The organism is Cystobacter fuscus, from assembly GCF_002305875.1.
Lineage (GTDB): Bacteria > Myxococcota > Myxococcia > Myxococcales > Myxococcaceae > Cystobacter > Cystobacter fuscus_A.
On record NZ_CP022098.1, the window covers coordinates 68,646 to 94,115 of the forward strand.

Sequence of the window (25,470 nt, forward strand, 5' to 3'; positions counted from 1 at the left end):
GGGGCGGGTGCTCAGGGGGAGTAGGACTCGGTGGAGGCGGAGTCGTGGTTGCTCACGCCTCCCACCGCGAGCACCGTGCCATCGCCCAGGAGCGTGGCGGTGTGGCCGTAGCGGTCCACGTTCATGGGGGCCGTGTCGCTCCAGGTGCCGCTGACGGGGTCGAACCGCTCCGCGGTGGTGAGAATGCCCGTGGAGGGATGGTAGCCACCCGCCACGAGCACCTCGCCGCCGGGCAGCAGCGTGGCCGTGTGCGCGCGGCGGGGCGTGCGCACGGGGCCCGTGGTCGTCCAGGTGTCCGTGGTGGAGTCATACAGCTCGGCGCTCGCGGCGGACGGGACGCCAGGGGCCAGGCCGCCCACCACGAGCACCCGGCCATCGGCCAGCGCGGTGGCGGTATGCACGCCGTGGCCCACCCGGGTGGCGCTCACGGGCGAGAAGCTCCCCGTGGCGGGGTCGAACACCTCGGCCGAGGCCAGGGAGTTGCCCGAGCCATCCACGCCGCCCACGACGAGCACCCGGCCGTCGGGCAGGAGCGTGGCCGTGTGCCGCGAGCGAGCGGTGCCCAGTGTGCCCGTGAGCGACCAGGTGTCGTGGGCGGGGTCGTACAGCTCGCTGGAGCCCAGCATCCCGCCACCGTCCTCGGAGGTGGCGCCGCCCACGACGAGCACCCGGCCATCGGGCAGGAGCGTGGCCGTGGGGTGGTAGCGCAACTTGTGGAGAAGTCCCGCCGCCCTCCACTCGCCGAGCGCCGGGACATACAGCTCGGCGTTGGCGCGGGTGGAGCCGCCCACGAGCAGCACCCGGCCATCGGCGAGCCGGGTCATGGCGTGGCCGCGATGCGGGACGAGGGTGCTCGCGGTGGCCGACCAGGTCGCGCCGAGGGGATCGTACACCTCCGCCGTGCGGTTGAAGCCGCCAGCCACCAGCACCCGGCCATCCGCCAGGAGGGCCGCGGCGTGCATCAGCCGGGGCAGGAGCAGGTCGCCGCGGCGCACCCACGTCCTGCTCGGAGAAGGGGCGCACCGCGGGCCCGCGTCCAAGGAGGCGGCGTTGTTGCCCTCGTCGCACTCCAGCTCGCGGCCCGCCCCCGGAGTGCCGTCGTCATCGGCCACGGCCCAGAGCCGGGCGCTCGGATCCGGGGCGGTGGTGAGCTTCAACGTGGCGCTCGCCTCGCCCGCCGGGGGCAGGGCCTGGGGCAGCGAGGCGACTCCCAGCAACTGGCCGCCCGAGGCGGGAGCTCCCTGGTAGAAGGCCACCTTCAACCCGGCCGAGGTCGCCGCGTCCCCCGTGTTGCGCACGCGGGCCTGGAGCGTCAGCGTCCAGGTCGTGGCGTCACACGTGGCGGTGAGGTCCGAAACCCTGACATCGGGCGCAGCGAAGGCGGACGTGCCGGGGCTGCCCTGGCTGTTGGAACGAAAGGAATTGAAGCCGCTCAACCAGGCGGTGGCGGGGTGGGTGGGGAGGGTGCCATCCTCGTTCACGTGGGTGATGGAGTAGGCGTGCTGGTTCCAGACGCGCCGGGTGTTCACCCACCCGTCCTTCCTGTCCCGGTACAGGCGCAGGCCCGCGAACGAGCCGAAGCCACAGGTGGTGTTCTGCGCCACGAGCAGCTCGGCGTTGTGGTCTCCATCCACGTCGGCGACGATGGGCTGCTCGTAGGCGGTGCAGGAGCTGTGGGGCACCTCGAAGCGCACCGCGCCGGTGGTGCCGTCGTAGATGCGCAGCCGCACCTCGTCCGCGTAGGCGATCTCCGAGCGCCCATCCCCCTCGAAGTCGAAGGTGGACGAGCCCGTGCGGTTGGAGCTGTGATCGCGCATGGTACTCGTCCACTTCACGCTGCCGTCCGCCTCGAAGACGGTGTAGCGGTCCGTGCCCGCGACGCCGATCTCCGGCTGGCCGTCTCCGTCGAAGTCCGCGATGTTGGGGGTGCCACCCACGCCGCCACCCGGAATGGGCATGGTCCACAAGGACTGGCAGAGATCATCCATCAACGTCACATAGCCGCTCCACACCACCACCACCTCGCCCTGGGGATCGGCGTCGAAGTTGGCCACCGCCGCGAGCCCATGGCCGATGTCGGTGTTCACGCACCGCGGCTGCCCGTCGTATTGGTAGATGGCCCGGCCGTTGATCACCTCGAGCTTGCCATCCTGATCGATGTCCACCGCGAAGGAGATCGGGCCGTTGGTGGTGCCTCCCGGGCCGTCGCTGCCCAACCACTTGAGCGCTCCCGTGTGGTCGAAGACGGCATGGCCGTTGATGATCTCCACCTGCCCGTCTCCCTCGAGGTCCGCCAGCGACGGGCCCCCCCAGTTGTTGCCCGGCCCCACGGTGCGGAACTTGAAGGTGCCGTCGTGCTCGAAGCACAAGAGGCCCCGGCTGTCCTGGGCCACGGTGCAGATCTCCACCCGCCCGTCCCCGTCGAGGTCACCCGCCGCGATGCTCGACGCGCCGCGCACCCGGTGCTCCTGCTTCGTCACCGCCCACAGCTCCACGCCCGTGGCGCCATCCACCGCGCGCAGGATGCCATCGCTGATGTAGTTCTCTCCCGCGTAGGAGTTGAAGACGACGTCCGGAACGCCATCCCCGTTGGTGTCCACCACCACGGGCGCCATCATCACGTTGGTGTGCGAGGGCATGACATCGCTGCCCGTCCAGGCCCACTCCAGCTCGGGCTCGAAGACAGGGGGCACGGGAGGCCTCACCTCACAGCTTCCCGTGAGGAGTCCGCTCCGGGCACCGGGTGCTTCCCCGCCACTCGAGGCCTTCTGCCCGCAGCCGGCCAACGCCAACACCATCAGGCTTCCGCGGATACACCCGCGGACGATCCTCTTCTTGTCCATGGCTCTCCCCCCATGCACGGCGCAGCCGGTCGCTCGTTCGCGGTCCACCTGCGCCGACTTCCGCCGACAACAATCAATACATAAAGATGTACAACCCGGATAAATTGGAAACTCATGGTGTGAGAAAAGACTCAACTCGGGCAGGGGTGCGGACGGGCCCTTCGTCCTGAACCCTTCACATGTGAGCCTTATCGGAGCGGGTTTTGTTGGACGGACGGCAGCGGGAGCAGCAGGGTATTGCCTTGGATTTTCGTGGAGAAGGGTGATGCCCTCGATGATCCTCGTGCTGTGTCTCGCGGCGGTACTGGGCGGTGCGCCGGGCGGAGGCGGCTCTCCTTCCGCCGACGAGCGTGTCCAGGAACTGTTCCAGACGATGCACGACGTGGAGGTCTCGATCGAGCCGCTGCCCCGGCCCGGGGAGCCGCCCGGGGACGCGGAGGACCGGTGCCCGGTGGGAGCGGACGTGAAGATCTCCCTGCGAGAGCCCTGGCGTCAGGGGGTGGCCTGCTGGCTGCCGGCGAGGGACGACGACACGCGGCGCACGCTCTGCGCGGCCGTGACGCGGGGCGCGCCTGGAAGCAGGATCGTGAGCAGGTGCCTGGGCCGCCGGACCCCCGTGTGCAGCCGGACGCCCCTGGACTGCTCACCCCGCCAGGTGAAGCGGATGCCTTCCGAGCTGGCGCCGCTGGCCGGGCTCCACGCGCGGCTGCCGCCCCACGCGCTGCCACCCGCCGAGGTGATGGCGTTGAAGGCCCTGGCCTTCCGGGCCTCGGGCAGGCTGGCCTGGCGCCGACCTCCCTCGGGTGCGCCCTCGGCCCTCATGCACGTGGGGCGGGACAGCCCCTTCGGCTTCCTGTTGAAGGACGGACGCCGCTATCGCTTCCAGGACGATCCCCGGTACGAGACCGCTCCCCTGTGGGTGCTCGACGTGACGTCGCTCGTGGGACGGCCCGCGCATGCCTTCCTCTCCTATACGAGGCAGGAGGAGCCGGAGGGGAGCCGGGGAGACGTCTGGCTGCGCATCCTGGAGTTCGACGAGGCGGCGGGCGCGCGTCAGCTCGCGGTGAAGAAGGTGGGGATGTGGTTTGGCGCCGGGAGGGAGCGGCGCCAGCGGATCCGCGGCTCTCCCTGCGCGTTCATGGGGTGCTCGCGCCGCCGGGGCCTCGCGGGCGAGGCGTGGCTCGTACCGGTGATGGCCTCGTCCGGCCAGCTCGAGCTGCGCCTGCCCCGGGGAATGTCCTGGCTCGGGGAGGGACGCGCGCGGACGGGCTGGCGGGGTGACGGGGGATTGAAGGAGCTGCGCGGCGAGGTGGGCGCGTGGTGCTGGACGGGCGAGGAGTTGAGCCGTTGCCCACGGTAGGATGAGCGGCCCGTGCCGAAGACGACTCCTCCCGCCGTGACGCTGCCCGCCGAGCAGGCGCGCGCGTTCCTCGTCAGCCACCTCGCCCTCGCCGCGCCCGTGCATCCCCCGGGCGCCGAGGGCGTGCGCGCGCTGCTGCGCCACTTGCGCCACATCCAGTTGGATCCCCTCGACGTCATCGGCACCAACGCGGACCTGGTGGCGCTCGCGCGGGTGGACGGCCTCGTACGGGGGGACGTGTACCGCCACCTCTACCCGGGCCATGCCTTCGAGCATTGGGCGAAGGAGCGCTGCCTGCTGCCCGCCGATGCCTTTCCCCACTACCGCGAGCGCTCCCTGGAGGCGCCGTGGTGGAGGCACGCCACGCGGCTCGAGCGGCTGCCCGCGACCGTGCTGGGCGCCGTGCTGGAGGAGCTGGAGGCCCATGGCCCGCTGACGGCCGCGGAGCTCACCGACCACGGCGCGGTGGATCCCCTCGACTGGAGTGGGTGGAAGGGCACGGCGAAGGCCACCACCATGGCGCTCGAGGTGCTGTGGACGCGCTGTGACATCGTCGTGTGCGGCCGGACTCCCGGGGGCAAGCGCTACGACGTGCCGCGCCGGGCCCTGCCGGAGGTGGCGCATGTCTCGCCGGGGTACACCACGGAGGAAGGCTTCATGCGCTGGGCCCTCGGCGAGCGCGTGGAGGCGGCGGGCCTGCTGTCGCGCGCGGCGGGGGCGCACTGGTCCATGCTGTCCCCGGTGAGAGGCTCGGCCCTGCCGGAGGCCCTGGTGCGCGAGGGCGTGCTGGAAGAGGTGGTGTTGCCTGACTCACCGCGGCGCTACCTGACTCCGGCGGGCTTCCGCTCCCGGCCGGTGACGGCGCCGGACGAGCGGATGCGGATAGTGGGCCCGTTGGATCCACTGCTGTGGGACCGGACGCTGGTGAAGCAGCTCTTCGGCTTCGAGTACGTCTGGGAGGTGTACAAACCCGGGGAGCAGAGGCGCTGGGGCTGGTACGTGTGCCCGCTGCTGCACCGTGGACAACTTGTGGGCAGGTTGGAGGCGCGCGTGAAGGAGGACGTGCTGTCTGTGGAGAAGTTGTGGAGGGAGAAGGGCGTGAAGCTGGACGACGCGGCGCTCGACGAGGCCCTGGCGCGACATGCGCGGGCGTGCGGCGCGCGGAAGGTGCGCCGGCCCCGGGCCCGGGTGGGGTGACGGTGGCAATGATTGACAGTCCCGGGTGTTAGACAATTCGAAGGGAGTGAGGTGTCGGGAAGAGTCCTTTGACTTTCCCCCGGGTAGCTCCCGCGTACCCCTTGGGTCCGCCCTGTTCGTCCACCGCTCGCGGCCTGAAGGGAGGGGGACCTCGTGTAAAGCCTTGCGCCGGCGTTAGGGTGTCCCCGCCTGACCCTGGGAGGTATGGACATGAAGATGACGTGGACGTGGCGATCGCTCGCCAACACGGCTCTGGTTGTGCTCGCGCTGGGATTGTTTCTTGGACAGGGGGATCCGGCGCTCGCGGCCGGATGGAATTGCCAGGGCAATCGGATCCCGGTGGCGCTCGCGCCAGACCTGCCCAGGAACCAGCAGGTGTTCGCGCGTCTGTGTTTGCCAGAGGGCCCATCCCCCGGCACGGTGCAACTGCTCGTGCACGGCGCCACGTATACTCATCTGTATTGGGATTTCCCGGACCCCACCGGTGGCACCCGACGCTACTCCTACGTGAACGCGGCGCTGGACGCGGGCTTCGCCACCCTGGCGATGGATCGCATTGGCAGCGGAGCGAGCTCCCGCCCTCCAGGCGAGCTCGTCACCATCGAGGCCAACGCCTACGTCGTCCACCAGGTGGTCCAGGCACTGCGCGCGGGCACGGTGTGGGGGCCCAAGGGCGCGCTGGGCTTCCAGAAGGTGGTGCTCGTCGGCCACTCCTATGGCTCTTTGACCTCCTGGTACGAGGTGACCGACTACCAGGATGTCGATGCCGTCATCCTCAGTGGCGCGAGCCATACCCCCGTGCCCTCTGGTGTGGAGAATTTCAAAAGGTCCCTGCATCCCGCCGAGGTAGATCCGATCCTTTCTGGCAGAGGCTATGCTTCGACGTACCTGACCACCATGCCCGGCACGCGCGAGGCCGTGTTCTATCTTCCGAGCCGGGCCGACCCCGCGGTGATTGCCCTCGACGAGCGGACCAAGAGCACGAGCACTCTCGCCGAGCTGTCCGCCGTGCCCGCCATCTTCGCGCGCCCGCTGGACATCCGCGTCCCGGTGCTGCTCGTCAATGGCACCGAGGACAGGATCTTCTGTGGTCCCACTCCCAGCGGCATCTGCTCGGATGCTCGGACATTGATCGCCGCCGAGACGCCCCGGCTCGGTCCCCGGGTGCCGTGTGTCGAGGCCCGGGTGTTGCCCGGAGAGGGTCATATGCTCAACCTCATTCCAGACGCGCCCCGGTGGTTCGCCGTGGCCCAGGAGTGGGCCACGCGGATCGTGGGAGCGGAGAAGGGTCCCGCGCCCGGCTGCGCGCCGTGAAATCCCTGCTCAATCGCTCTTCACGGGCGGCGCGGAGGTGAGGGCAACCGCGCGCCGCGTGTTCGATTCGATCTCGACCTGGCAGAGCGCCTGCTGTGCCTGGAGTTGGTAGACGAACGCGCGGCCCCGGCCGATGCTGATGCCAATCAGGGTGCCGAACAGGGCGCCCACGAGGGTGAGCACCGTGTTGCTCGGGGAGTTGTTCGATGCGACGCCCAGGGCCCCGGCGCCCATGATGAGCCCCATGATGCCGGAGGTGAAAACGATGCGCGAGGCCCGGCGGTAGAGCGCTTGGGCATGTTGGGCGATGATCTTCGGATCGTACTGCACGGCCATGCTGTCTCCTTTGAACAGTACGGCCGTCATAGGGAATTCATTTCGCTCCGGCCATGCCCCCAACGGAGTAGAGTCAAGGGCCTCGGATTGAACAACACCCTTTGAGGAGCCATGCACTCCAGTCCACGCGAATTGCAGCAGTTGCTCGCCGAAGCCAGGAACCTGGAGCTGGGCAGTCCCCAGCAATTAAAGCTGCTCGAAACCCTCCGGGCCCGTTGTCCAACATTCGTGCCCGCCCTCCTGCTGGCAAGTCGGGCCCAACTCTGGGGTCCGGACGACGCGGAGCGAGCGGATGCCGTCTTCGAGCAGGTCGAGCGGATGCTTCATGACGCCGTCGACGCCTCCGGCAGGTCCCCTGAATCCCTCATGGGACTGGCTCGGTTCATGAGCGTCGTGCGTGCTTCTCCCGAGGCCGCGGAAGCGCTCTACCGCGAAGCCTCCACGCGGGCGTTGGAAATATTGGAAGAATCCTGGTCGGGCCTCATCGAGGCACTCGGTGAGCAGGAAAAGACGGAGGAGGCCACGCTCATCTCCGAGCGTGCCCGCCAGGTACTTCCTGGCTCCAAACAGCTCACCGAGGCCCGCGCCTTCGCGAAGATTGACCCTCGGTCCGCCTGACATGAACGGACGTGTTGTGGCAGGGTTGTCGGCGCCATGACCCCCCATCTCCTGTTCCTGCCCGGTGCCAGTGGTGCCGCGTCCTTCTGGCATCCGCTCGGCGCGCTGCTGCCGACGAGCTGGCGTAAGACCTACCTGAACTGGCCAGGTCTCGGCCACGAGCCGCATGAGCCCGTCATCCAGAACCTCGATGATGCGCTCGCCCATGCCGCCAGCAAGCTGGAAAATCCGAGCGTGGTCGTGGCCCAATCCATGGGTGGCCTTGTCGCCGTGCGGCTGGCGCTCGCCCATCCAGAGCGGATCAGCCATCTGGTCCTGGTGGCCACCTCCGGCGGCGTCGATGTCACGAGCCTGGGTGGCAGTGATTGGCGGAGTGCCTACCGCGCGGAGTATCCCAGGGCGGCGGAGTGGATCCTGTCCGAGCGGACGGATCTCACCGCGCAACTCCACCGGATCTCCATCCCGACGTTGCTCCTCTGGGGCGATGCCGATCCGATCAGCCCCGTGGGGGTCGGTCGCCGTCTCGAGCAACTGCTGCCCAGGGCTCGGATGCGGGTGCTCGCTGGCGGAGACCACATGTTCGCCCGGGATCGCGCCGCCGAGATCGTGGAGTGGGTCACGGCGCATCTCCACACCTGAACATTCCGGGGCCTCGTGCGCGGCGCTCCGGGTGAGGCGCCCCGCTTGCTCGGGAGGCGGCCCGGACCGGTCTACTCCTTTCGGGGGATGGGCGGAGGGCCCCACCATGAGCTTTCTCCGTCTCGGGCGATGGAGGGCCCGCACCATGGACCTGCCGGACTTCAACAAGAAGCAGCACCTGCTCGCCTATGAGTTGATGCATGCCTTCCTCGACTCATGGACCTTGTCGGAGCTCCACGAGTCCACGGAGGCCGACCTGGCGAGGCTCTTCCAAGCGGACCATGTGGCGCTGTGCCTCATGGATCCATCGCTCCCCACGGGCTTCGATTGGAAGGCGAGGGAGACGGCTTCCTTCCTCCAGGGCTACTACCAGTGGTTCCAGGAGGACTTCGTCTTCCAATGGCTCTCCCGACAGCCCAACACGGCGCTGAGCGACACGGAGATGCTCCGGGGGGAGAAGCTCGAGAACACGGAGACGTACCGGCGCAGCCGTCAGGCGCACCTGCGGCTGCGACATGTCCTGTCGGTCTTGATCTCCCCCGAGAGCCAGCAGGGCCAGGGCGCGGTCGCGCTGTACAGTGATCGCTCCAAGCCCTTCTCCGAGGAGCACCGGCTCATCCTCCAGTGGTTCACGCCCTTTCTGAAGAGCGCGTTCCACAATGTCATGCGGCTCGCCTCCCTGGGCTTCCGCCAACAACTCCTGGAGGCGCTCGCGCATCAGACCTCCGCGTCCCTGGTGTTGACGGAGCAATCGCGGGAGCTGCTGCGAACGGCGCCCGTCACCCCGTTGCTGGAGAAATGGTTCTCCCGCTCCTCGCTCAATCTCGCGGGGATTCCCCGCGACTGGGTGGAGCGGTTGACCGAGCTGGTGCGCACGGAGCGCGACCCGGTTCCGGGGAGGGACACGTGGAGGAGCAACCGCCCGGGTGAGGAGCTGAAGGTGACGTTCAGGCGCCTTCCGCGCTTGGAGAATGGCCGGTTCTGGGAAGTCACGATGGAGGAGTTCATGCTGCTGCCCAGGGAATGGCTTCGGATCCTGACCCCGCGGCAGATCGAGGTGGCCACCTGCCTGGTGCGCGAGGGATGCGATGATGAGGAATTGACCCGGCTGCTCAAGGGGGAGCGCGAGAAGTACTCCGTGGAAACGGTGAAGACCCACCTGCGGGCCATCTACAAGCGAGTAGGGGCGGAGGGCCGGACGGACTTCATCTCCCGGGCCCTGCGTCCCTGAGGCACTCCGCCGCGTCCTCGTGCATCCCTTGCGCGAAGAGTCCCAGGTAGAGGACGCGGGTGGTGCGCGCGGACAGCAGCAGCGCGGACTGTTCCTCCGGATCCGTCAGGGGACTCAACAGGGAGGTCAGCTCCTCCACGTGCCCGACATCCGCGCTTCCGTGCGCGCGCAGGAAGGTGACGGCCTTGTGGATGAGGGGAATTCGCCTGGCCGCGAGCAGCCGCTCCACGGCTCGGCTGGCGCGGTGCACGGACAGGTACTCCAGCACGTAGGCCGTGCCGAGGAACGCCTCGGGCCTGCCATGGCGCGAGGTGAAGCGATTCCACGCGACGTAGGCGCTGACCGCGGGGCCAGGTTCCGTCCGCTCGACGCGCTCGGCCGACCAGCCCAGGTTCTTCAGATCCGCCAGCAGCCAGCGCTCATGCCCGTGCTCCTCGGAGGCCTTCTGAAGCAGCAGTTGTCCCAACGCGGCGTGCTGGCCCAGGCGCAGCATGCGCTTGCCCGCCTCGACCAGGAGCGGCGTGCTCCACCGCGCGTAGTGGTACGTCTGCACCAGGTAGTGCGCGTAGCTCTCCGTGTCGATGCTTCCCTCGAAGAGCCGCCGGGCGGCGGGATGCGCGTCCAATGCATCCAGCAGCGCGCGCGCCTCGTGCTCCAAGGTGTTGATCCAGTTCATCGAGGAAGGGTTTTCGCCTGGCGTGGACATGGACGTCTCCTGTTCGGGCTTCGAGAGGGGGACACGGTGGGCGGGTGGTGTGCGCCCCGCGCCGTGCCTTCATTCCTCCTTCGTCGCCGAAGGCCCGAGTTCGCCGAGCCCTTGAGACAAGAGACGCGCTTCGGATGGGGTGGGTAGGCCGGTCCTCGCGACTTGACTGTGCCGTCAAGGACCGGCTCCCCAATCCCTTTCCCCATACCCCGAGCCGTCTTCACGAGTGGCTTTCGCCGCTCGTCACATCCGTACCGCCCCGACCCGCCCAACCCCGTACCGCCCCGACCCGCCCAACCCCGTACCGCCCCGACCCGCCCAACCCCGTACCGCCCCGACCCGCCCAACCCCGTACCGCCCCGACCCGCCCAACCCCGTACCGCCCCGTACTGCCCGACCTGCCCCGTACTTCGTGTCGACCCCTGTCGACCACGGGGAAGAGCCATAGCATTCGTCGTGCCGAGCCCTCGTGGCGCTTGAAAGCCGAGTCATTTCAAGGGGATGAGGAAATGAGCGGGGGACGACTCCGGGACAATTGCGTGGACATCCTGTAAAAAACTCACCTCCCTTCGTCCCGTCCCTTTCAGGTCGCGACTCGCTTCCTGGTCGCAATCACATAGCCAGGCGTCGATGAGCGCTGGATGCGTCCAGAGGCATCACGGCGATTGTTTAATGTTGAATAAATGTCTGGCATGAAGGCCGAGACGCTCGGTACGTGGCCACGTGCGTATGGCTTGACCCTCTGGTAAGTCCGGGGATGCCTGCTTGGTAGAGAGCCGGGGGCAGGCTGGGGGCGACCGAGGCGGCCCTTGTCCGTCACCCAGACAAGATGCCTGGACCTCAGGCGAGTTCACGATGTATTTACACGCCGCGCGAAACTCCCACCCACGCCACGTCTTCATGCGAGAGAGGCTCTCAGGAGCCGAGAGACGAGCGGAAGTGGGTGGGCTCCGAGGGCACCGGTGCCACGATGCCAAGGGGAGCGCATCTCGGGGAAGAGGGAAGTGGCGGACTCCGCCACATGTTCCTCCGAGCCCCGTTTCCACGAGGGCTGCCCGTGATTCCGGGGACGAGAAGGAACGAGCAGGTGCCTCCCTCGGCCACTGTTTTCCAGGGGAGGGAGGCCAGCCAGCCCTGCTCTACTTCGGCTGGAGACTGTGCCATGATGCCCTCCCCACGTGATGGCCGCTGTCACGTTTCACCCCCACCGATTCACCCTCCAGCGAGGCCTTGACGCGCTTGTCCATGTCCAGACGGCTGATTGCTAGCAGGTATAGCTTGGAGCACAACCTGGGGGGTGGTGGCATGGGGGCCATCTGGGTGGCTCTGGACTCGCAACTCCAGCGGCGGGTCGCGGTCAAGCTGATGGCCTCGCACTTCGTCGCCTCACCCTCGGCCCGCTACCAGTTCGAGCAGGAAGCGAAGGCCGTGGCCCGGCTGCACAACCCGCACGTGGTGCAGATCCACGATTATGGCGTCGATCAGGACACGCCCTACATCGTGATGGAGCTGCTCGAGGGAGAGGATCTCGAGAACCGCCTCGGCCGGCAGGGCCGGCTCCCGCTGGCGGTGGTCTCCTCGCTGCTCAACCAGGTGGCCAGGGCCCTGGCCTCCGCGCATGCGGCGGGCATCATCCACCGGGATCTCAAGCCCGCCAACCTCTTCCTGGCCCGGGTCGACACCGAGGAAGTGGTGAAGGTGCTCGACTTCGGGTTGGCGCGGCTGGGCACCAGCGGCGCGGTCGCGATGAAGCCGCCCCGGGAGGTGATGGGGACGCCGCGCTACATGAGTCCCGAGCAGCTGTCGGGGGGAGCCGGCATCGATCACCGCAGTGATCTCTGGTCGCTCGCGGTGGTGGCCTACCGGGCGCTCACCGGTTTCTTTCCCTTTGGCGATGACGTCCCCGGCGCGCTCGTCTCCCGGGGGATCCCCCTTGTCGCCGAGCCCCCCTCGAGCCTGCTGCCCGAGCTGGGCAAGGAGGTGGATGCCTTCTTCAAACGCGCCCTGGAAACGGAGCCCGCGCGCCGCTTCCAGTCCGCGAGCGAGATGGCGGCGGCCTTCGCCGCGCTGGTGGATCAGCGCCGCACCTCCCGGGCGGCGAAGATCCTGGTCATCGATGATGAACCGGATGTGCAGCTGTTGATGAAGCAGCGCTTCCGCAAGCAGATCCGCGAGTCGCTCTACGAGTTCGTCTTCGCCTGCGATGGCGAGGACGCCCTGGAGAAGCTGCGCCAGCATCCCGACACGGATGTGGTGCTCTCCGATCTCAACATGCCGCGGATGGACGGGCTCACGTTCCTCTCGCGGGTGGGGGAGGTCAATCCGCTCGTCAAGGTCATCATCGTCTCCGCCTACAGCGACATGAACAACATCCGGGTGGCGATGAATCGCGGTGCGTTCGATTTCCTCGTCAAGCCCATCGACTTCCAGGATCTCGAGGCGACGATCTCCAAGACGATCCAGCACGTGAAGAAGTCCCGCCAGATGCTGCACTCCATGGAGGAGAACCTGCTGTTCCGGATGTTCGTCCACAGCGGCATCATCGAGCGGGCGCTGCCCCTGCTGCGCGGCCCCGACGTGGTGTTGGGCGAGCGGGTGGAGGCGACGGTGGCCTTCATCGACGTGAAGGACTTCACGCAGGTCGCGCGCCAGGAGCAGCCCGACGCCGCCATCCGCAGGTTGAACGCCAACTTCGAGGTCATCGTCCCCGAGCTGCTCGCCCGGGGGGGCGTGGTGGACAAGTTCGTGGGCGACGCGGTGATGGCCGTGTTCCGCGACGCGGGGCACCTGGAGCGGGCGCTGGTGGCCTGCGTGGCGGCCCGCGACCAGCTGCGCACGATGGCCTCGCGCTATGGCGAGCACTCCCCCTATGTCCATGGGGCCAGCATCGGTCTGGACTCGGGGGAGTTGCTCTCCGGCAGCATTGGCGCCAAGGGGCTGGGTCGATTGGATTACACGGTGCTCGGGGACGCGGTGAACACCGCGGCGCGATTGGCCTCATCGGCCGAGCGGGATCAGATCCTCATCCAAGACAGGCTTCGCCAGCAGGTGGAGTACAGCTTCGAGTGCGTGGGGGCCGGTGAGAGAAGGCTGCCTGGAACGAAGGAGCCGGTGACCGTCTACGACGTGCGCTACTACAAGAAGAAGGAAAAGGAAGAGGTGTCCACCTCGGAGTCGACCGCTTCCGTCCTGATCGCCAATGGCGAGCAGGTGCCTCCTTCGCGGGCCAGTGGGGGGGGGTAGTCTGGAGCTGAGCGGGTTGAAGCCTCGTCATCCCGCCATTCAGATTCCGCCGATCCTCAATGGCAGACGGACGGGGCCGTGCACGTGGATCGCCCGGCGCGGCTCCCAGGGTGCGTTGCTCGCGAGCTCGAAGTGTTTCACCCGCTCGAGGAACACGCCCAGGGTGATCCGCGCCTCCAGCCGTGACAGCGGAGCCCCGATGCAGAAGTGGATGCCATGGCCAAACGCGAGGTGCGGGTTCGGGTCTCGCGTGATGTCGAAGCGGTGCGCCTCGGGGAACCTGCGCGGATCCCGGTTCGCCGAGCCAATCATCGGCATCACCAGCTTGCCGGCGGGAATCACCTGGCCGTGCATTGCAACGTCCCGCCTCGTCACGCGGAACATCGTCTGGACGGGCGAGCGGTAGCGCAGCACCTCCTCGATCGCCAGGGGCAACAGGCCCGGGTCCGCCCGTAGACGGGCGAGCTGCTCCGGATGCTCGAGCAGGCAGAGCACGGTGTTGCTGATGAGGTTCGTCGTCGTCTCGTGCCCCGCCGACAGCAGCAACTGGAAGAAGCCGAGCAGATCCTCCTCCGTCAGCCGCTCGCCATCCACCTCGGCCGCGACGAGCTGGGTGAGCAGATCCTCCCTCGGCTCCGCCCGCCGCTGGGCAATCAGCTCCGTGAGATACGCTTGCATCTCGTCCGTCACCTCGCGGAACTCCCGCCCCGCCCGCTCGGCCTCCGCTCCTCCCGCGAGGAAGTAGCTCAGCGCCATGATCGCATCACTCCAGTGCTTGAACCGTGGCAGATCCTCCTGGGGCGCGCCGAGCATCTGGGTGATCACCCTCAATGGCAGGGGGACCGACAGCTCCTCGACGAGGTCCATGCTCTCCCGCTCGAGTGGCCCATCCAGGAGCTGGGACGACCACTCCCGGATACGAGGCTCGAGGTTGGCCACGGCACGCGGGGTGAAGGCTCGCATGATGAGGGCACGCAGCTTCGTGTGGCGCGGCGCATCGGTGAAGACGAGCCAGCGGGAAGTCTTGTTGTCCGGCGGTGACACGACCGAGCTGAAGGTCTCGTGCTCGTGGAGCGCGCGCTTGACGCCCTCGTGGTCGAAAATCATCCACGCATCCGCGCTCGGCTCGTGAAGCACGGGGGAGACGTCGCGCGCCCGGTCATACGCGGGATGGGGATCGCGGCGCAGCTCATCGGACAGTAGGTTCATCATGGCGCACTCCTCCAGGGCTCGGCACCGGCGGGGGACGCTAGGCTTCGAGCCCCATGGAGCGCTTGAACGAATCGCGGATCGGAGCCCTCATCACCGACACCTACGCGGTGCGCGCCTCCACCGGCGTGTCATCGACGCTCCATGCCCAGCACGGCGTGGCGATCCTCATCGGCCTGGACGCCGACGTGACGGTGATGGAGCCGGGGCGCGGGACGGTGAGCGGGCGCGTGGTGGTGGTGCCTCCCCATGTGCGGCACGCCACCTCGAGTCCCGGACCCACGCTCGCGCTCCTCCATGACCCACTGGCGGCGCCGCACATCGCCGACTACTCACGTCTGCGCGGAGGGGCCTTCGTGCTCGAGTCCCACCTCGCGCGGAGGCTCGAGGACGCCTCGGCCGCGCATGGCGCGTGGCTGACGCGCGCGGAGGTGCTCGATGGCCTCGCCCGCGAGTCGGCAACGTGGCTCGCCCGGGAGCTGCCTCGCCGCCGGCCCGATATCCGCGTGGCCCGGGTGCTCGAGGCCCTGAAGGATCCGTCCGCCGATCCGCGCCTCGTCCTCGCGCGCACGGGTCTGTCCCGGGCGCACCTCCGGGCGCTGTTCGTGCGCGAGGTGGGCATGCCCATGCGGACCTATCAGCTCTGGCGCAGGCTGCTCGTCGCGCTGGGGGCCTTCGCGCGCCTGGACGCCACGAGTGCCGCCCACTTCGCGGGCTTCGCCGACCTCGCCCACTTCTCGCGCACCTGCCGCCGCATGCTGGGCTACTCGCCCACCCTGCTGCGCGGGCAGCTCCTCCGGGAGGAGGGGGCCCGGCTCAACTCGCGCGGCGCTCCTCGCCCCGGCGACGCACGGCCCGCCAGGTGAGCCACAGCCCGAAGAGCATCACGAGGGTGGCCGTCGCGGTGAACAGGACGCCGATGCGGCTGGCACGGGGCCGGTCGTCGTGCCACATGCTGAAGCCGGGCGCTCCGGGCGTGCTCAGGAAGCGATCCACGGAGACGGTGGCGCTCCGGGCCTGCTTCTCCTGCTCCATCCAATGAGCGGCGATGGGGAAGTCGCCCCGCGTGGTGACGAGCATGGGCCGGTAGATGCTCTCGTCCTCGCCCCGGGAGCTGCGGCGCCGATCGATGCGCGTGCCCTGCAACTCGCCGAGCTGGAAGGTGGTGGGTGCCTCGCGCGTGAGCCAGCCCACGCGGGTGTGGGTGCAGGGGCCGCCTCGCTCGCACTTCAGCTCGATGCGCGCCTTGGTGTCGAGGAAGCCCAGGCCGAAGACGAAGAAGGGCACCGAGAGCAGCAGGAAGCTGGCGCCTCCGATGAACAGGGAGCGTGAGGAGGTTTTCGGGGAAGGGGTATCGCTCACGCTCCCCTCATAGACCTGGACCCGGGGTCGGGGCACGCGAGAAACGCGCGGGCGGGCCCTGTTGACCGGTGCGCATCCGGGGAGACCGAGTGTCCACCACCCGGAGGGGATGGGCCCAAGGGGGCTGCGCCAGGGGGCGAGGTGATGCACGACAGGGGCCCACGGGAGGTGGTGCGATGAAGGCGGTGGTGCTGTTCCCCAAGGAAGGGAAGGTCAAGGTCATCGATGTGCCCGAGCCGCGGCTGGGCTCGCCCGGCCAGGTGCGGGTGCGCACGCTGGAGGTGGGGGTGTGCGGCACCGACCGGGAGGTGGCGCGGGGCGAGCATGGCCGGGCCCCCGAGGGAGAGGACTACCTCATCGTCGGCCACGAGTGCCTGGGCGAGGTGGTGGAGGTGGGCGCGGAGGTGAAGGACCTGAAGCCCGGGGACCTGGTGGTGCCGCGGGTGCGCCGGCCCTGTGCGAGCGAGCAGTGCACGCCGTGCCGCGAGGGCCACGCGGACTTCTGCGTGACGGGGGAGTACACGGAGCGGGGCATTCAGGGCGCGCACGGCTTCTGCGCGGAGTTCTTCGTGGAGGACGCGCGCTACCTGCACCGGGTGCCGCGCGAGCTGCGCGAGGTGGCCGTGCTCACCGAGCCGCTGACCATCGCGGAGAAGAGCCTGCGCCAGGTGAAGCTCATCCAGCAGCGGGTGCCCTCCAAGGACGAGCGGGCCTCGCACGCGGTGGTGCTGGGCGCGGGGCCGGTGGGGTTGCTCGGGGCCATGGCGCTGGTGCGCGCGGGTTACCAGACGACCGTGTACTCGCATTCCCGCAAGCCCAACAAGAAGGCGGAGCTGAGCGAGGCGGTGGGCGTGCCCTACGTGTCCTCCGAGGAGTACTCCGTGAAGGAGCTCGTGAAACAGCGGGGGCGGGCGGACGTGGTGTATGAGGCGGCGGGCGTGGCGAGCGCCGCCTTCGCGCTGCTCGAGGGGCTCGCGCCCAACGGGGTGTTCGTCTTCACCGGCGTGCCGCCGAGCGAGAAGCAGAAGGTGGACGAGGGCGCGCTGATGAAGCGCGTGGTTCTCGACAACCAGGTGCTGCTCGGCACGGTGAACGCCGCGGCGGAGGATTTCGACGCGGCGATCGAGGACCTGTTTCACTTCCAGAGCAGGTGGCGCGGGCCGCTCGAATCCCTCATCACCGCGCGCCATCCTCCCGAGGACTACGCCGAGGTGGTGGAGGGCGACAAAAAGAGCGGCGTCAAGGACGTCATCGCCTTTTCCCGAGGGTGAGAAGCGGGTGACAATGCGTCCATCGCCTCGCGGGGGGAGGGGAATTAGGGTGTGGTGCTGGGGGCCCGTCTGACCACTCAAGGAGGAACGCATGCAAGGAGCCTGGCTGGACATCTCGATACCGTTCGCGGAGGAGCCGTCCGGGCAAGAAGTGGTCGCGGGGCGGACGGGGATGCCCGAGAGCGCCGCGGAACAGGCCGAGTGGTTGAAGCGGGCCGCGTGGATGGGGACGTATGTGACGGCGCCGCCGAGTCTGGAATTGGACCTGGAGGACACCGAGCGGCTGCCCTTGAGCGCGACGGTGGGCAAGGCGCGCGTGCTGCACCTGGATGACGTGGACTGCATCCGGGCCGACTCGCTGGCCGAGTACGAGCCGCGCGAGGGAGAGCGGTTGCTCTTGCGCACGCGCAACTCCTCGCGCGAGTGGTGGAAGCGGCCGCACGGCGAGGACTTCGTGATGCTGTCGGACGCGGCGGCGCAGTTGCTCGTGGAGCGGCGCGTGGCGTGCGTGGGCGTGGACTACGTGTCGCGCGCGGGCTTCCACACCGAGGGCCTCGGCGTGCACCAGCGCCTGCGCGAGGCCGGGATGTGGCTCATCGAGGGGCTGGACCTGAGCGAGGTGAAGGTGGGCGTGCACGAGCTGGTGTGTCTGCCCTTGAAGGTGAAGGCCCAGTGGGGCTCTCCCGCGCGGGCACTCGTGCGCACGCTCCGGGAAGCGTCCCTCGGGTAGCCAGCCGCCCGGCGCGCTGGAGGGTCGGCGTGCGGACATCTGGAGGATTCCCAGCGCGTCCGTGAGCACTTCGGGCTGGCGGACGCCGGGGTCCACTCCCTACTTCGAAGTACAGCGAGGGAGAGGCCCATGAACGGGGAGAAGACAGCGCGATCACCCGCCATCGAGGACCATGGTGTGATTGGGGATCTGCGCACGGTGGCGCTGGTGGCGACCGACGGCACCTTGGATTGGTTGTGCTTTCCGCACTTCGACAGCCCGAGCGTCTTCGCCGCGTTGTTGGACGCGGACAAGGGCGGCCACTTCTTCATCCGGCCGGAGCGCCTGCCGGGCCAGCCGGAGGTGGTGCACAAGCAGTTCTACTGGCCGGACACCAACGTGCTGGTGACTCGCTTCTACAGCGAGAACGGCGTGGGTGAGCTGGTGGACTTCATGCCCCTGGGCACCCAGGCGCCGGTGCGCATGGTGGTGCGGCGCATCCGCGTGGTGCGCGGGGAGATGCCCTTTCGCATGGAGTGTCTGCCCGCCTTCAACTACGCGCGGGACGAGCACTCGGTGCGGATGCTCGACCATGGGGTGAGCTTCCTGTCCCCCACGCTCAGCCTGACGCTCGCCACGAAGGCGAAGCTGGAGACGGACGGCAAGCGTGTCACCTCGCGCTTCACCCTGCGCGAGGGCCAGTCCATGGTGTTCTCCCTGATCGAGGGCGCGCCCTCGTCCTGCGCCAGGCAGGCCATGGGGCACGAGTCCGCCGAGGAGTTGTTCCGCGACACGGTGAGCTACTGGCGGCACTGGCTGTCGCAGTGCACCTACCGGGGGCGCTGGCGCGAGGTGGTGTATCGCTCGGCGCTCGCGCTCAAGCTGATGACGTTCGAGCCCTCGGGGGCCATCGTGGCCGCGCCCACGTGCAGTCTGCCGGAGTCCCCCGGCGGCGGACGCAACTGGGACTACCGCTTCGTGTGGATCCGCGACGCGGCCTTCACGGTGTACGCGCTGTTGCGCATCGGGTTCTCGGACGAGGCGGGCGCGTTCATGCGCTGGTTGGAGCAGCGCATCGCGGAGCTGGGCGAGAACGAGCCGCTCCCGCTCATGTTCGCGCTGGATGGCACCAAGGTGCCCCTGGAGGAGGAGCTGTCGCACCTGGCGGGCTATCGCGACTCACGTCCGGTGCGCATCGGCAACGAGGCGGCGCACAACCACCTCCAGCTCGACATCTACGGCGAGCTGATGGACGGCGTGTACCTGTACAACAAGCACGGCGCGCCCATCAGCTATGACTTCTGGAGCCACCTGCGCCGGCTGATGAACTGGCTGTGCGACAACTGGCGGCGCAAGGACGAGAGCATCTGGGAGGTGCGCTCGGGGCGGCAGCACTTCGTGTACTCGAAGATGATGTGCTGGGTGGCGTTGGACCGGGCCATCCGCCTGGCCGGCAAGCGCAGCTTCCCCTCGGACCTGGCCCGGTGGATCCACGAGCGTGACGCCATGTTCGAGGAGATCATGAACGAGGGCTGGTGCCAGGAGCGGAGCACCTTCGTGCAGTACTACGGCGCCCAGGCCCTGGACGCCTCCGTGCTGCTCATGCCGCTGGTCTTCTTCCTGTCGCCGGTGGATCCGCGCATCCTCTCCACCGTGGAGCTCATCCGCAAGCCGCCGAAGGAGGGAGGGCTCACGTCGGACGGGCTCGTGTTCCGCTACGACACGGAGGCCAGCCAGGACGGGCTCACCGGCCGCGAGGGCACGTTCAACCTGTGCACCTTCTGGCTCGTGGAGGCGATGACGCGCGCGAGCGTCACCCGGCCGGACTTGCTGGACGAGGCCCGGCTCCTCTTCGAGCGGATGCTCGGCTACGCCAGCCACCTGGGCCTGTTCGCCGAGCAGACGGGACCGGCTGGCGAGGCCCTCGGCAACTTCCCCCAGGCCCTCACCCACCTGTCGCTCATCAGCGCCGCGTACAACCTGGACCGGGCGCTCGGCGCGGGCGACTGAGCGCTCTCGGGGGGCCGACGGCGTGCCAGGAGTGTCCCGGGGATGTCACGGCGACGTCACGCGCGTCCGGTGTAGAGTGGGGACACGCGCTGCCCCCATTCAGGCGGAGTGCCAGGGCGGGGGGGCGCCGGGAGCGCTCGATGAATCCACTGGATTGGAATGGGCAGCAGTTCCTCGCCATGTACGGGCCGTTCCTCCTGTTCGTCTGCGTGGGGGCGGTGATCTGGAAACGCCTGCTCAACCGGCCGTCTGACGTCCCCACGCCCGCCGAGCTGGACCTGAACCCCTATCTGGCGGCCACGCTGGAGAGCGAGGACACGGCGGTGAGGGCGGCCGTGGTGGCGCTCGTGCACGACGGCGCGCTGAAGTTCGGGGAAGAGGATGAGGAGTTGAGCGTCGCCAAGGCCCTGCCCACGCGGGCGCTGGAGCTCGAGCGGGTCGTGCATGCCGCGGTGGCCCAGGGCAAGACGTCGCTCGGGGAGTTGCGCGAGGCGGCCCAGACGGAGCTCTCCCGGATCGTGCAGTCCCTGCGGGCGCGAGGCTTCATGCGCACGCCCGAGCAGGACTCGCGCTACAGGCACCATCCCCGGCTGTTCCTGCTCGCGGCGCTCGCGCTCGGGGTCATGAAGGTGATGGTGGGCCTGTCCCGGGACAGGCCCGTGGGCTTCCTCGTGCTGCAGATCCTCCTGGGAGGAGGGGTGGGGTTCGCGTTGCTGAGTGGCGGCTCCCGGCTCACTCCCCGAGGCCGGGAGGCGCTGAGGCTGCTGCGCAAGCGTCATGAGCCCCTGCGCACCACCGCCGCCTCGGAGGGCAGTGCCCAGACGATGAGCACGCGCGACGTGGCCCTGGCGATGGCGCTCTTCGGGGTGGGCGGGCTCGCGCTGGTCGGCGGCCATTCCCTCCTGCGCGACTACCTGTTTCCCCCGAGCCCCGCGGGAGGTGGCGGTTCCGGAGGGGACGGCTCGAGCAGCAGCAGCTCGAGCAGTTGCAGCAGCTCGAGCAGTTGCAGCAGCTCGAGCAGTTGCAGCGGCGGAAGCAGCGGCTGCGGCGGCTGTGGAGGAGGCGGCGGGGATTGAAGCGGCTCGAGGGCGTGGGAGTAGGCTGGCGGCGGCAGCTCGCGCACTTCCTCGACACCTGGGAGGGACTGGGTTTCGTGGAGGTGCTGGCCGAGCAGTTCGATGACCGGGGCGCCCTGCCCGAGCCGCTCCTCCAGCTCAAGGAGCGTGGGGTGCCGGTGGTGGTGCACGGGGTGTCACTGGGGCTGGGTGGCGCCGAGCCTCCCTCGCCCGCGCGGCTCTCCCGGCTGGCGCGGCTCGCCGAGCGGCTGGGCGCGGTGTGTGTGAGCGAGCACCTGGCCTTCGTGCGCGCGGGGGGCCTGGAGTCCGGGCACCTGCTGCCGGTGGCGCGCCACGAGCAGTCCCTGGAGGTGCTCGCGGACAACATCCGGCGGGCCGAGGCGGCGCTCCCGGTACCCCTGGCGCTGGAGAACGTGGCGAGCCTCTTCGAGTGGCCCGCTCCCGCCTTCTCCGAGGCGGGGCTGCTCACGGGGGTGCTCGAGCGCACGGGGGCGGGGGTGCTGCTGGACGTGGCCAACCTGTACGCCAACGCGCTCAACCTGGGCACGGACGCGCGAGCGGTGCTGGCGGCGGTGCCGCGCGAGCGCCTCTTCTACGTGCACGTGGCGGGCGGGGTGCGGCACGGCGGGCTGTACCACGACACCCATGCGCACGCGCTGCCCGAGGGACCCCTGGCCCTCCTGGAGGAGCTGACGGCGCGGGTGGGAGCGGTGCCGGCGCTGCTGGAGCGGGATGATCGCTTCCCGCCCGTGGAGGAGCTCGTGGGCGAGCTGGAGGCCATTCGGGGGGCGATGGCCCGGGGCGTGGCGCGCCGGGAGACGGCATGAGCCGCGCGCGCGAGGAGCTGGCCCGGGCGCAGGCGGAGCTGATGCGCGCGTTGGAGCTGGGGGAGCCGGTGCCCACGGGCTTCGACGCCGAGCGGGTCCGGGCCACGGCGGACACGCTGCTCGCCAAGCGTCGGCGGGGAGTGCGGCGCGCGTGGCCCGTGCTCGAGCGGGCGCTCGGGGAGGCCTTCGCCGGGGAGTTCGATGCCTGGGCCCGGGCCCATCCCCCGCGCGCCTTCGAGCCCCACGCGGGCGTGGAGGGCTACCGCTTCGCCCTGGCGCTGCACGACCAGGGACGTCTTCCCCGGGAGGCGGAGGCGGAGGTGCTCGGCTTCGGGGTGCGCTGGCGGATCACCCCCACGGGGGGACTGGCCCCGCGATGGGGGCTCGTCTTCCGGATGCTGCGGATGGGGGAGCGGCGGCGGTGGAATTGGGCGGTGCGGCTGCCCGGGGGGCGCGTGCTTCGGGGGCGGCTACCTGGCGGGTGAGGCCTGGTCCGGCGGCGCGATGCCCCGCCAGAGCATGTTGAGCAGGCGCTCCACGAACGGATCCTCCTCCTCCGTGGGGACGCGCTGCTGCGTGATGTGGGCGAGGAAGTAGCGGTATTGCACCCCCGCCATGAAGAGGCCGGCCATGAGGCTCGGGTCTCCCTCGCGCAGCAGGCCCCGCTCCTGGGCCCGCTTGAACCAGCCCGTCATCGAGTCCTGGGCCCGCGCCGCCGGAGAGTCCTCCGAGTCTCCCCGGATTTCCTGGGGCGTGAGGCCCGCCTCGCGCAGCACCGAGAAGGCCGGCACCATCTTGCGGAAGAAGGCATCGATGGTGAGGGCCAGCTCGCGCAGCTGCACGGAGATGTCCCGTTCATCCGGCCCCTCCTCCACCATGGGCAGCCACGGGGGAGCGCTTCCCACGGCGAAGGCCGCCTTGAGCAGCTCCCGCTTGCTGCCGAAGCGCTTGAGCAGTGCCGGACCGGAGACGCCCAGGCGCGACGCGATCGTCTCCGTGCTCACGGAGGCGCCGTGCTCGATGAAGCAGGCGCGTGCCGCTTCCAGAATCTCCTCGTCCAGGACCTGTCGGGGACGCCCCATGAACCCGCCCGCTGAATTGGTTAGCTATTGCTAACTAACTAACCCCGCGCAGGGGGCGGAATCAAGGGCACGTCACATCGGCCAACGTCTTGGGAGGGGTAACTGGCGAGCGACGAGGCGAGCGTGAGGCGACTGGTCCCGGCGGGACGGTGCCCCACTTCCCGTCTTCCTGGATGCAAGGCCTGTCCCGTTTTGGAGCGTGGACGTCATTTTTACCGCCCCGGACGGGGCCCGGGCGCTCGGGAGAAACGTAAGTACCTGGAATCACGAGAGCGGCTGGGGGCACCACCCCTGGCACGCGGAGTGCTTTACCCCTGCTCGAGACGGGGGATGGTCGAGGGCGGCGGGTCGGTGGGCGGCGGGTTGGACGGGCGGTCAGGTCGAGGGTGGCGGGTCGGGGATTCGTTTCAACGCTTCAACATGGGGAGGGCGTGCGGAGCAGTGCACTCGGGGGAGTGCAGGGGGAAGTGAGTCGGGGGGGAGTCGCGGGGGCGGCTCCTCCCCGATTCCTTTTGCGGGCCTTTGCTAGGGTCCGCCGGACGATGCCTCCACTCGCGCTGCGTCAGACGCCAGGTTCCCTCCGGCGCGGGCTGCTGCTGGGCCTGGGCGCCATGACCGGGGGGCTGTTCGGCCTGGCCTTCGTGGTGGACCGGTTCGGCCAGAAGGAGCGGGCGGTCGCCGCCGAGGTGGTGGTGGTGCTCGGGGCCCGGGTGCTGCCCGGAGGCGAGCCCTCGTCGGCCCTGCGCGCGCGGGTCGAGCGGGCGGTGGCGCTCTACCACCAGGGGCTGGCACCCCGGCTGCTCTTCTCCGGGGGCGTGGGCCTGCACCCGCCCGCCGAGGCCCACGTCATGCGCGAGCTGGCGATGCGGCTCGGGGTCCCCGGTCATGCCTGCCTGCTGGAGGACCAGAGCCGCTCCACCGAGGAGAACGCGCGGCTGTGCGCGCGGGTGCTGGGGACGCTCGGGGTGCGGCGCGCGGTGGTGGTGTCGGATCCCTTCCACCTGCTCAGGGCCCGCCAGTACTTCCGGCTCCACGGCCTGGAGGTGGCCACGAGTCCCGCGCTCGTGCCCGGACGCGCCCTGCGCGCCACGGATCGCTTCTACTGGACACTGCGCGAGGCGGCCGCGCTGCTGCTCCATCCGCGGGTGCTCCTGGCGCGTGCGCCCACCCGGGCACGCGGGTGAGAACCCAGGGCTGGGCCATTGTCACCACGGGCGGAAGTCAGTAGCTCTAGGTCCATGACCCGCAAACGGCCCAACGCCCTGGTCCGGCTCGCCTTCCAGGTCGAGCACCACGCCGAGACCTTGAGCTGGAGGCTGCGGCACAAGCTCCGGCTGGCGCGTCCTCCACGAATCCTCCCCTACCGGGGCTATGGGACGACGCGCGCGAGCCTCATCAAGGCGCGCGTGCTGGAGGACCGCAAGGTGCGCCCGCCCTGGAAGCGCTACACGCTCGTGGGCAGCGCCATCGCCTCGTGGAAGCGCTACATGACGCTGGAGATTCCCAACGCCCGGGTGGCGGTGCGCTGGGGAGACAAGCGTTGGGAGGGGACGACGGACGAGGAGGGCTTCCTCGAGCTGTGGGTGGAGCCTCCCGAGGGGGTGAAGGCGGGCTGGCACGACGTGGAGCTGGAGCTGCTCTCGCCCGTGTCGCGGCGGGGGGTGACGCGCGTGTGCGCCCCGGTGCTGGTGTCCGGCCCCGAGGCGGAGCTGGGCGTCATCAGCGACATCGACGACACCGTCATCGTCACCGAGGTCACCAACGTCCTCAAGCGCTTCTGGACGCTCTTCCTCACCGAGCACCGCACGCGCCTGCCCTTCGAGGGCGTGGATGCCTTCTACCAGGCGCTGAGCCAGGGCAGCACGGGCTCGGCGTACAACCCCATCTTCTACGTCTCCTCGAGCCCCTGGAACCTGTACGAGCACCTGGACGAGTTCCTCGGCCTGCACCACATCCCCGCGGGGCCGCTGCTGTTGCGGGACTGGGGCTTGAGCCGCACGGGCTTCGCGCCCGGGGGAGGGCATGGCCACAAGCTGGAGAAGATCCGCGGCCTGATGGACGCGTTCGCCCCGCTGCCCTTCCTGCTCATCGGGGACAGCGGACAGGAGGACGCCGAGCACTACCGCACCATCGTGCGCGAGTACCCCGGCCGCGTGCGCTGCGTGTACATCCGCAATGTGTGGCATCGCTCGGGCCGCGAGCGCGAGCTGGCGGCCATCGCCGAGGACATCCGCGCCGCGGGCAGTCAGATGCTCACCGTGGACGACACCGTCACCGCCGCGCGCCATGCCGCCAGCCAGGGATGGATCCGCCGTCAGGAGGTGGCCGAGGTCCAGGCCCACCGCCAGGAGGATCTCCAGGCGCGCACCGCCCTGGACGCGCTGGATCGCGAGCCCTCGTGAGGCCCATTCCTTCTCATGAAATGATTCTCATTCCT

The 25,470-nt window shown here is 69.3% G+C and carries 22 protein-coding genes; 16 read left to right on the top strand and 6 right to left on the bottom strand.

What is annotated here, in order from left to right; all coding sequences use genetic code 11:
• Positions 1-11 precede the first annotated feature (11 nt).
• The gene (locus CYFUS_RS00290) at positions 12-2,843 is read right to left on the bottom strand and encodes a kelch repeat-containing protein (RefSeq protein WP_095983372.1); all 2,832 of its coding nucleotides are present in this window, start codon (positions 2,841-2,843) and stop codon (positions 12-14) included.
• Positions 2,844-3,108: 265 nt separating this feature from the next.
• Here CYFUS_RS00290 and CYFUS_RS00295 point away from each other — a divergent pair, with 265 nt between their 5' ends.
• The 3 genes from CYFUS_RS00295 to CYFUS_RS00305 all read left to right on the top strand — a co-directional run bounded on the left by CYFUS_RS00295 (position 3,109) and on the right by CYFUS_RS00305 (position 6,714).
• Positions 3,109-4,203: a hypothetical protein gene (locus tag CYFUS_RS00295; protein ID WP_095983373.1), complete on the top strand. Its 1,095-nt coding sequence runs from the start codon at positions 3,109-3,111 to the stop codon at positions 4,201-4,203.
• 12 nt (positions 4,204-4,215) lie between these two features.
• Positions 4,216-5,400, top strand: coding sequence for a winged helix-turn-helix domain-containing protein (locus CYFUS_RS00300; protein ID WP_095983374.1), 1,185 nt, complete (start codon positions 4,216-4,218; stop codon positions 5,398-5,400).
• 210 nt (positions 5,401-5,610) lie between these two features.
• Positions 5,611-6,714, top strand: a complete 1,104-nt coding sequence (locus CYFUS_RS00305; protein ID WP_095991719.1) for an alpha/beta hydrolase — start codon at positions 5,611-5,613, stop codon at positions 6,712-6,714.
• Between the two features lie 9 nt (positions 6,715-6,723).
• On the opposite strand, the gene CYFUS_RS00310 is transcribed toward CYFUS_RS00305, so the two are convergent.
• Complete coding sequence (locus CYFUS_RS00310; protein ID WP_095991720.1) at positions 6,724-7,050, bottom strand: hypothetical protein; 327 nt, start codon at positions 7,048-7,050, stop codon at positions 6,724-6,726.
• Between the two features lie 111 nt (positions 7,051-7,161).
• Between CYFUS_RS00310 and CYFUS_RS00315 the strand changes: the two genes are divergently transcribed.
• From CYFUS_RS00315 to CYFUS_RS00325, 3 genes are all read left to right on the top strand, one after another.
• Positions 7,162-7,668 (top strand): hypothetical protein, encoded by a 507-nt coding sequence (locus tag CYFUS_RS00315; protein ID WP_095983375.1) that lies wholly within the window; start codon positions 7,162-7,164, stop codon positions 7,666-7,668.
• 36 nt (positions 7,669-7,704) lie between these two features.
• A complete protein-coding gene (locus CYFUS_RS00320; RefSeq protein ID WP_095983376.1) occupies positions 7,705-8,307 on the top strand; it encodes an alpha/beta fold hydrolase in 603 nt (200 codons plus the stop codon).
• 106 nt (positions 8,308-8,413) lie between these two features.
• Entirely contained in the window at positions 8,414-9,538 is a 1,125-nt protein-coding gene (locus tag CYFUS_RS00325; RefSeq protein ID WP_157758140.1) for a helix-turn-helix transcriptional regulator, read from the top strand.
• Here CYFUS_RS00325 and CYFUS_RS00330 read toward each other — a convergent pair.
• Positions 9,513-10,244 carry an iron-containing redox enzyme family protein gene (locus tag CYFUS_RS00330; protein ID WP_095983378.1) on the bottom strand — a complete coding sequence of 244 codons (732 nt, stop codon included), beginning with the start codon at positions 10,242-10,244 and terminating at the stop codon, positions 9,513-9,515. The genes CYFUS_RS00325 and CYFUS_RS00330 overlap by 26 nt on opposite strands.
• Before the next feature lie 1,245 nt (positions 10,245-11,489).
• On the opposite strand from CYFUS_RS00330, the gene CYFUS_RS00335 reads away from it, so the two are divergent.
• Entirely contained in the window at positions 11,490-13,487 is a 1,998-nt protein-coding gene (locus CYFUS_RS00335; protein WP_095983379.1) for a protein kinase domain-containing protein, read from the top strand.
• A gap of 39 nt (positions 13,488-13,526) precedes the next feature.
• Here CYFUS_RS00335 and CYFUS_RS00340 read toward each other — a convergent pair whose 3' ends face one another.
• The gene (locus CYFUS_RS00340) at positions 13,527-14,699 is read right to left on the bottom strand and encodes a cytochrome P450 (protein WP_095983380.1); all 1,173 of its coding nucleotides are present in this window, start codon (positions 14,697-14,699) and stop codon (positions 13,527-13,529) included.
• A 53-nt stretch (positions 14,700-14,752) separates the two neighbouring features.
• On the opposite strand from CYFUS_RS00340, the gene CYFUS_RS00345 reads away from it, so the two are divergent.
• A complete protein-coding gene (locus CYFUS_RS00345) occupies positions 14,753-15,562 on the top strand; it encodes an AraC family transcriptional regulator (protein ID WP_095983381.1) in 810 nt (269 codons plus the stop codon).
• On the opposite strand, the gene CYFUS_RS00350 is transcribed toward CYFUS_RS00345, so the two are convergent.
• The gene (locus tag CYFUS_RS00350) at positions 15,513-16,058 is read right to left on the bottom strand and encodes a hypothetical protein (protein ID WP_095983382.1); all 546 of its coding nucleotides are present in this window, start codon (positions 16,056-16,058) and stop codon (positions 15,513-15,515) included. The genes CYFUS_RS00345 and CYFUS_RS00350 overlap by 50 nt on opposite strands.
• Positions 16,059-16,234: 176 nt before the next feature.
• Here CYFUS_RS00350 and CYFUS_RS00355 point away from each other — a divergent pair, with 176 nt between their 5' ends.
• The 6 genes from CYFUS_RS00355 to CYFUS_RS00380 all read left to right on the top strand — a co-directional run bounded on the left by CYFUS_RS00355 (position 16,235) and on the right by CYFUS_RS00380 (position 22,436).
• Positions 16,235-17,329 (top strand): glucose 1-dehydrogenase, encoded by a 1,095-nt coding sequence (locus tag CYFUS_RS00355; RefSeq protein ID WP_095983383.1) that lies wholly within the window; start codon positions 16,235-16,237, stop codon positions 17,327-17,329.
• A gap of 91 nt (positions 17,330-17,420) precedes the next feature.
• Positions 17,421-18,059, top strand: a complete 639-nt coding sequence (locus CYFUS_RS00360; protein ID WP_095983384.1) for a cyclase family protein — start codon at positions 17,421-17,423, stop codon at positions 18,057-18,059.
• A 129-nt stretch (positions 18,060-18,188) separates the two neighbouring features.
• Complete coding sequence (locus CYFUS_RS00365) at positions 18,189-20,048, top strand: glycoside hydrolase family 15 protein (RefSeq protein WP_095983385.1); 1,860 nt, start codon at positions 18,189-18,191, stop codon at positions 20,046-20,048.
• 140 nt (positions 20,049-20,188) lie between these two features.
• Positions 20,189-21,124: a TIGR04222 domain-containing membrane protein gene (locus CYFUS_RS00370; RefSeq protein ID WP_095983386.1), complete on the top strand. Its 936-nt coding sequence runs from the start codon at positions 20,189-20,191 to the stop codon at positions 21,122-21,124.
• Positions 21,121-21,951 carry a DUF692 domain-containing protein gene (locus CYFUS_RS00375; protein ID WP_095983387.1) on the top strand — a complete coding sequence of 277 codons (831 nt, stop codon included), beginning with the start codon at positions 21,121-21,123 and terminating at the stop codon, positions 21,949-21,951. Before CYFUS_RS00370 ends, CYFUS_RS00375 begins: the two co-directional genes overlap by 4 nt.
• Positions 21,948-22,436: a hypothetical protein gene (locus CYFUS_RS00380; protein WP_095983388.1), complete on the top strand. Its 489-nt coding sequence runs from the start codon at positions 21,948-21,950 to the stop codon at positions 22,434-22,436. Before CYFUS_RS00375 ends, CYFUS_RS00380 begins: the two co-directional genes overlap by 4 nt.
• On the opposite strand, the gene CYFUS_RS00385 is transcribed toward CYFUS_RS00380, so the two are convergent.
• On the bottom strand, positions 22,422-23,033 hold the full coding sequence (locus CYFUS_RS00385) for a TetR/AcrR family transcriptional regulator (RefSeq protein ID WP_095983389.1): 612 nt from the start codon (positions 23,031-23,033) through the stop codon (positions 22,422-22,424). The genes CYFUS_RS00380 and CYFUS_RS00385 overlap by 15 nt on opposite strands.
• Before the next feature lie 542 nt (positions 23,034-23,575).
• Here CYFUS_RS00385 and CYFUS_RS00390 point away from each other — a divergent pair.
• Together CYFUS_RS00390 and CYFUS_RS00395 are read left to right on the top strand one after the other, a co-directional pair.
• Positions 23,576-24,217: a YdcF family protein gene (locus tag CYFUS_RS00390; RefSeq protein WP_095983390.1), complete on the top strand. Its 642-nt coding sequence runs from the start codon at positions 23,576-23,578 to the stop codon at positions 24,215-24,217.
• Positions 24,218-24,271: 54 nt separating this feature from the next.
• A complete protein-coding gene (locus CYFUS_RS00395; RefSeq protein ID WP_095983391.1) occupies positions 24,272-25,435 on the top strand; it encodes an App1 family protein in 1,164 nt (387 codons plus the stop codon).
• Positions 25,436-25,470 lie beyond the last annotated feature (35 nt).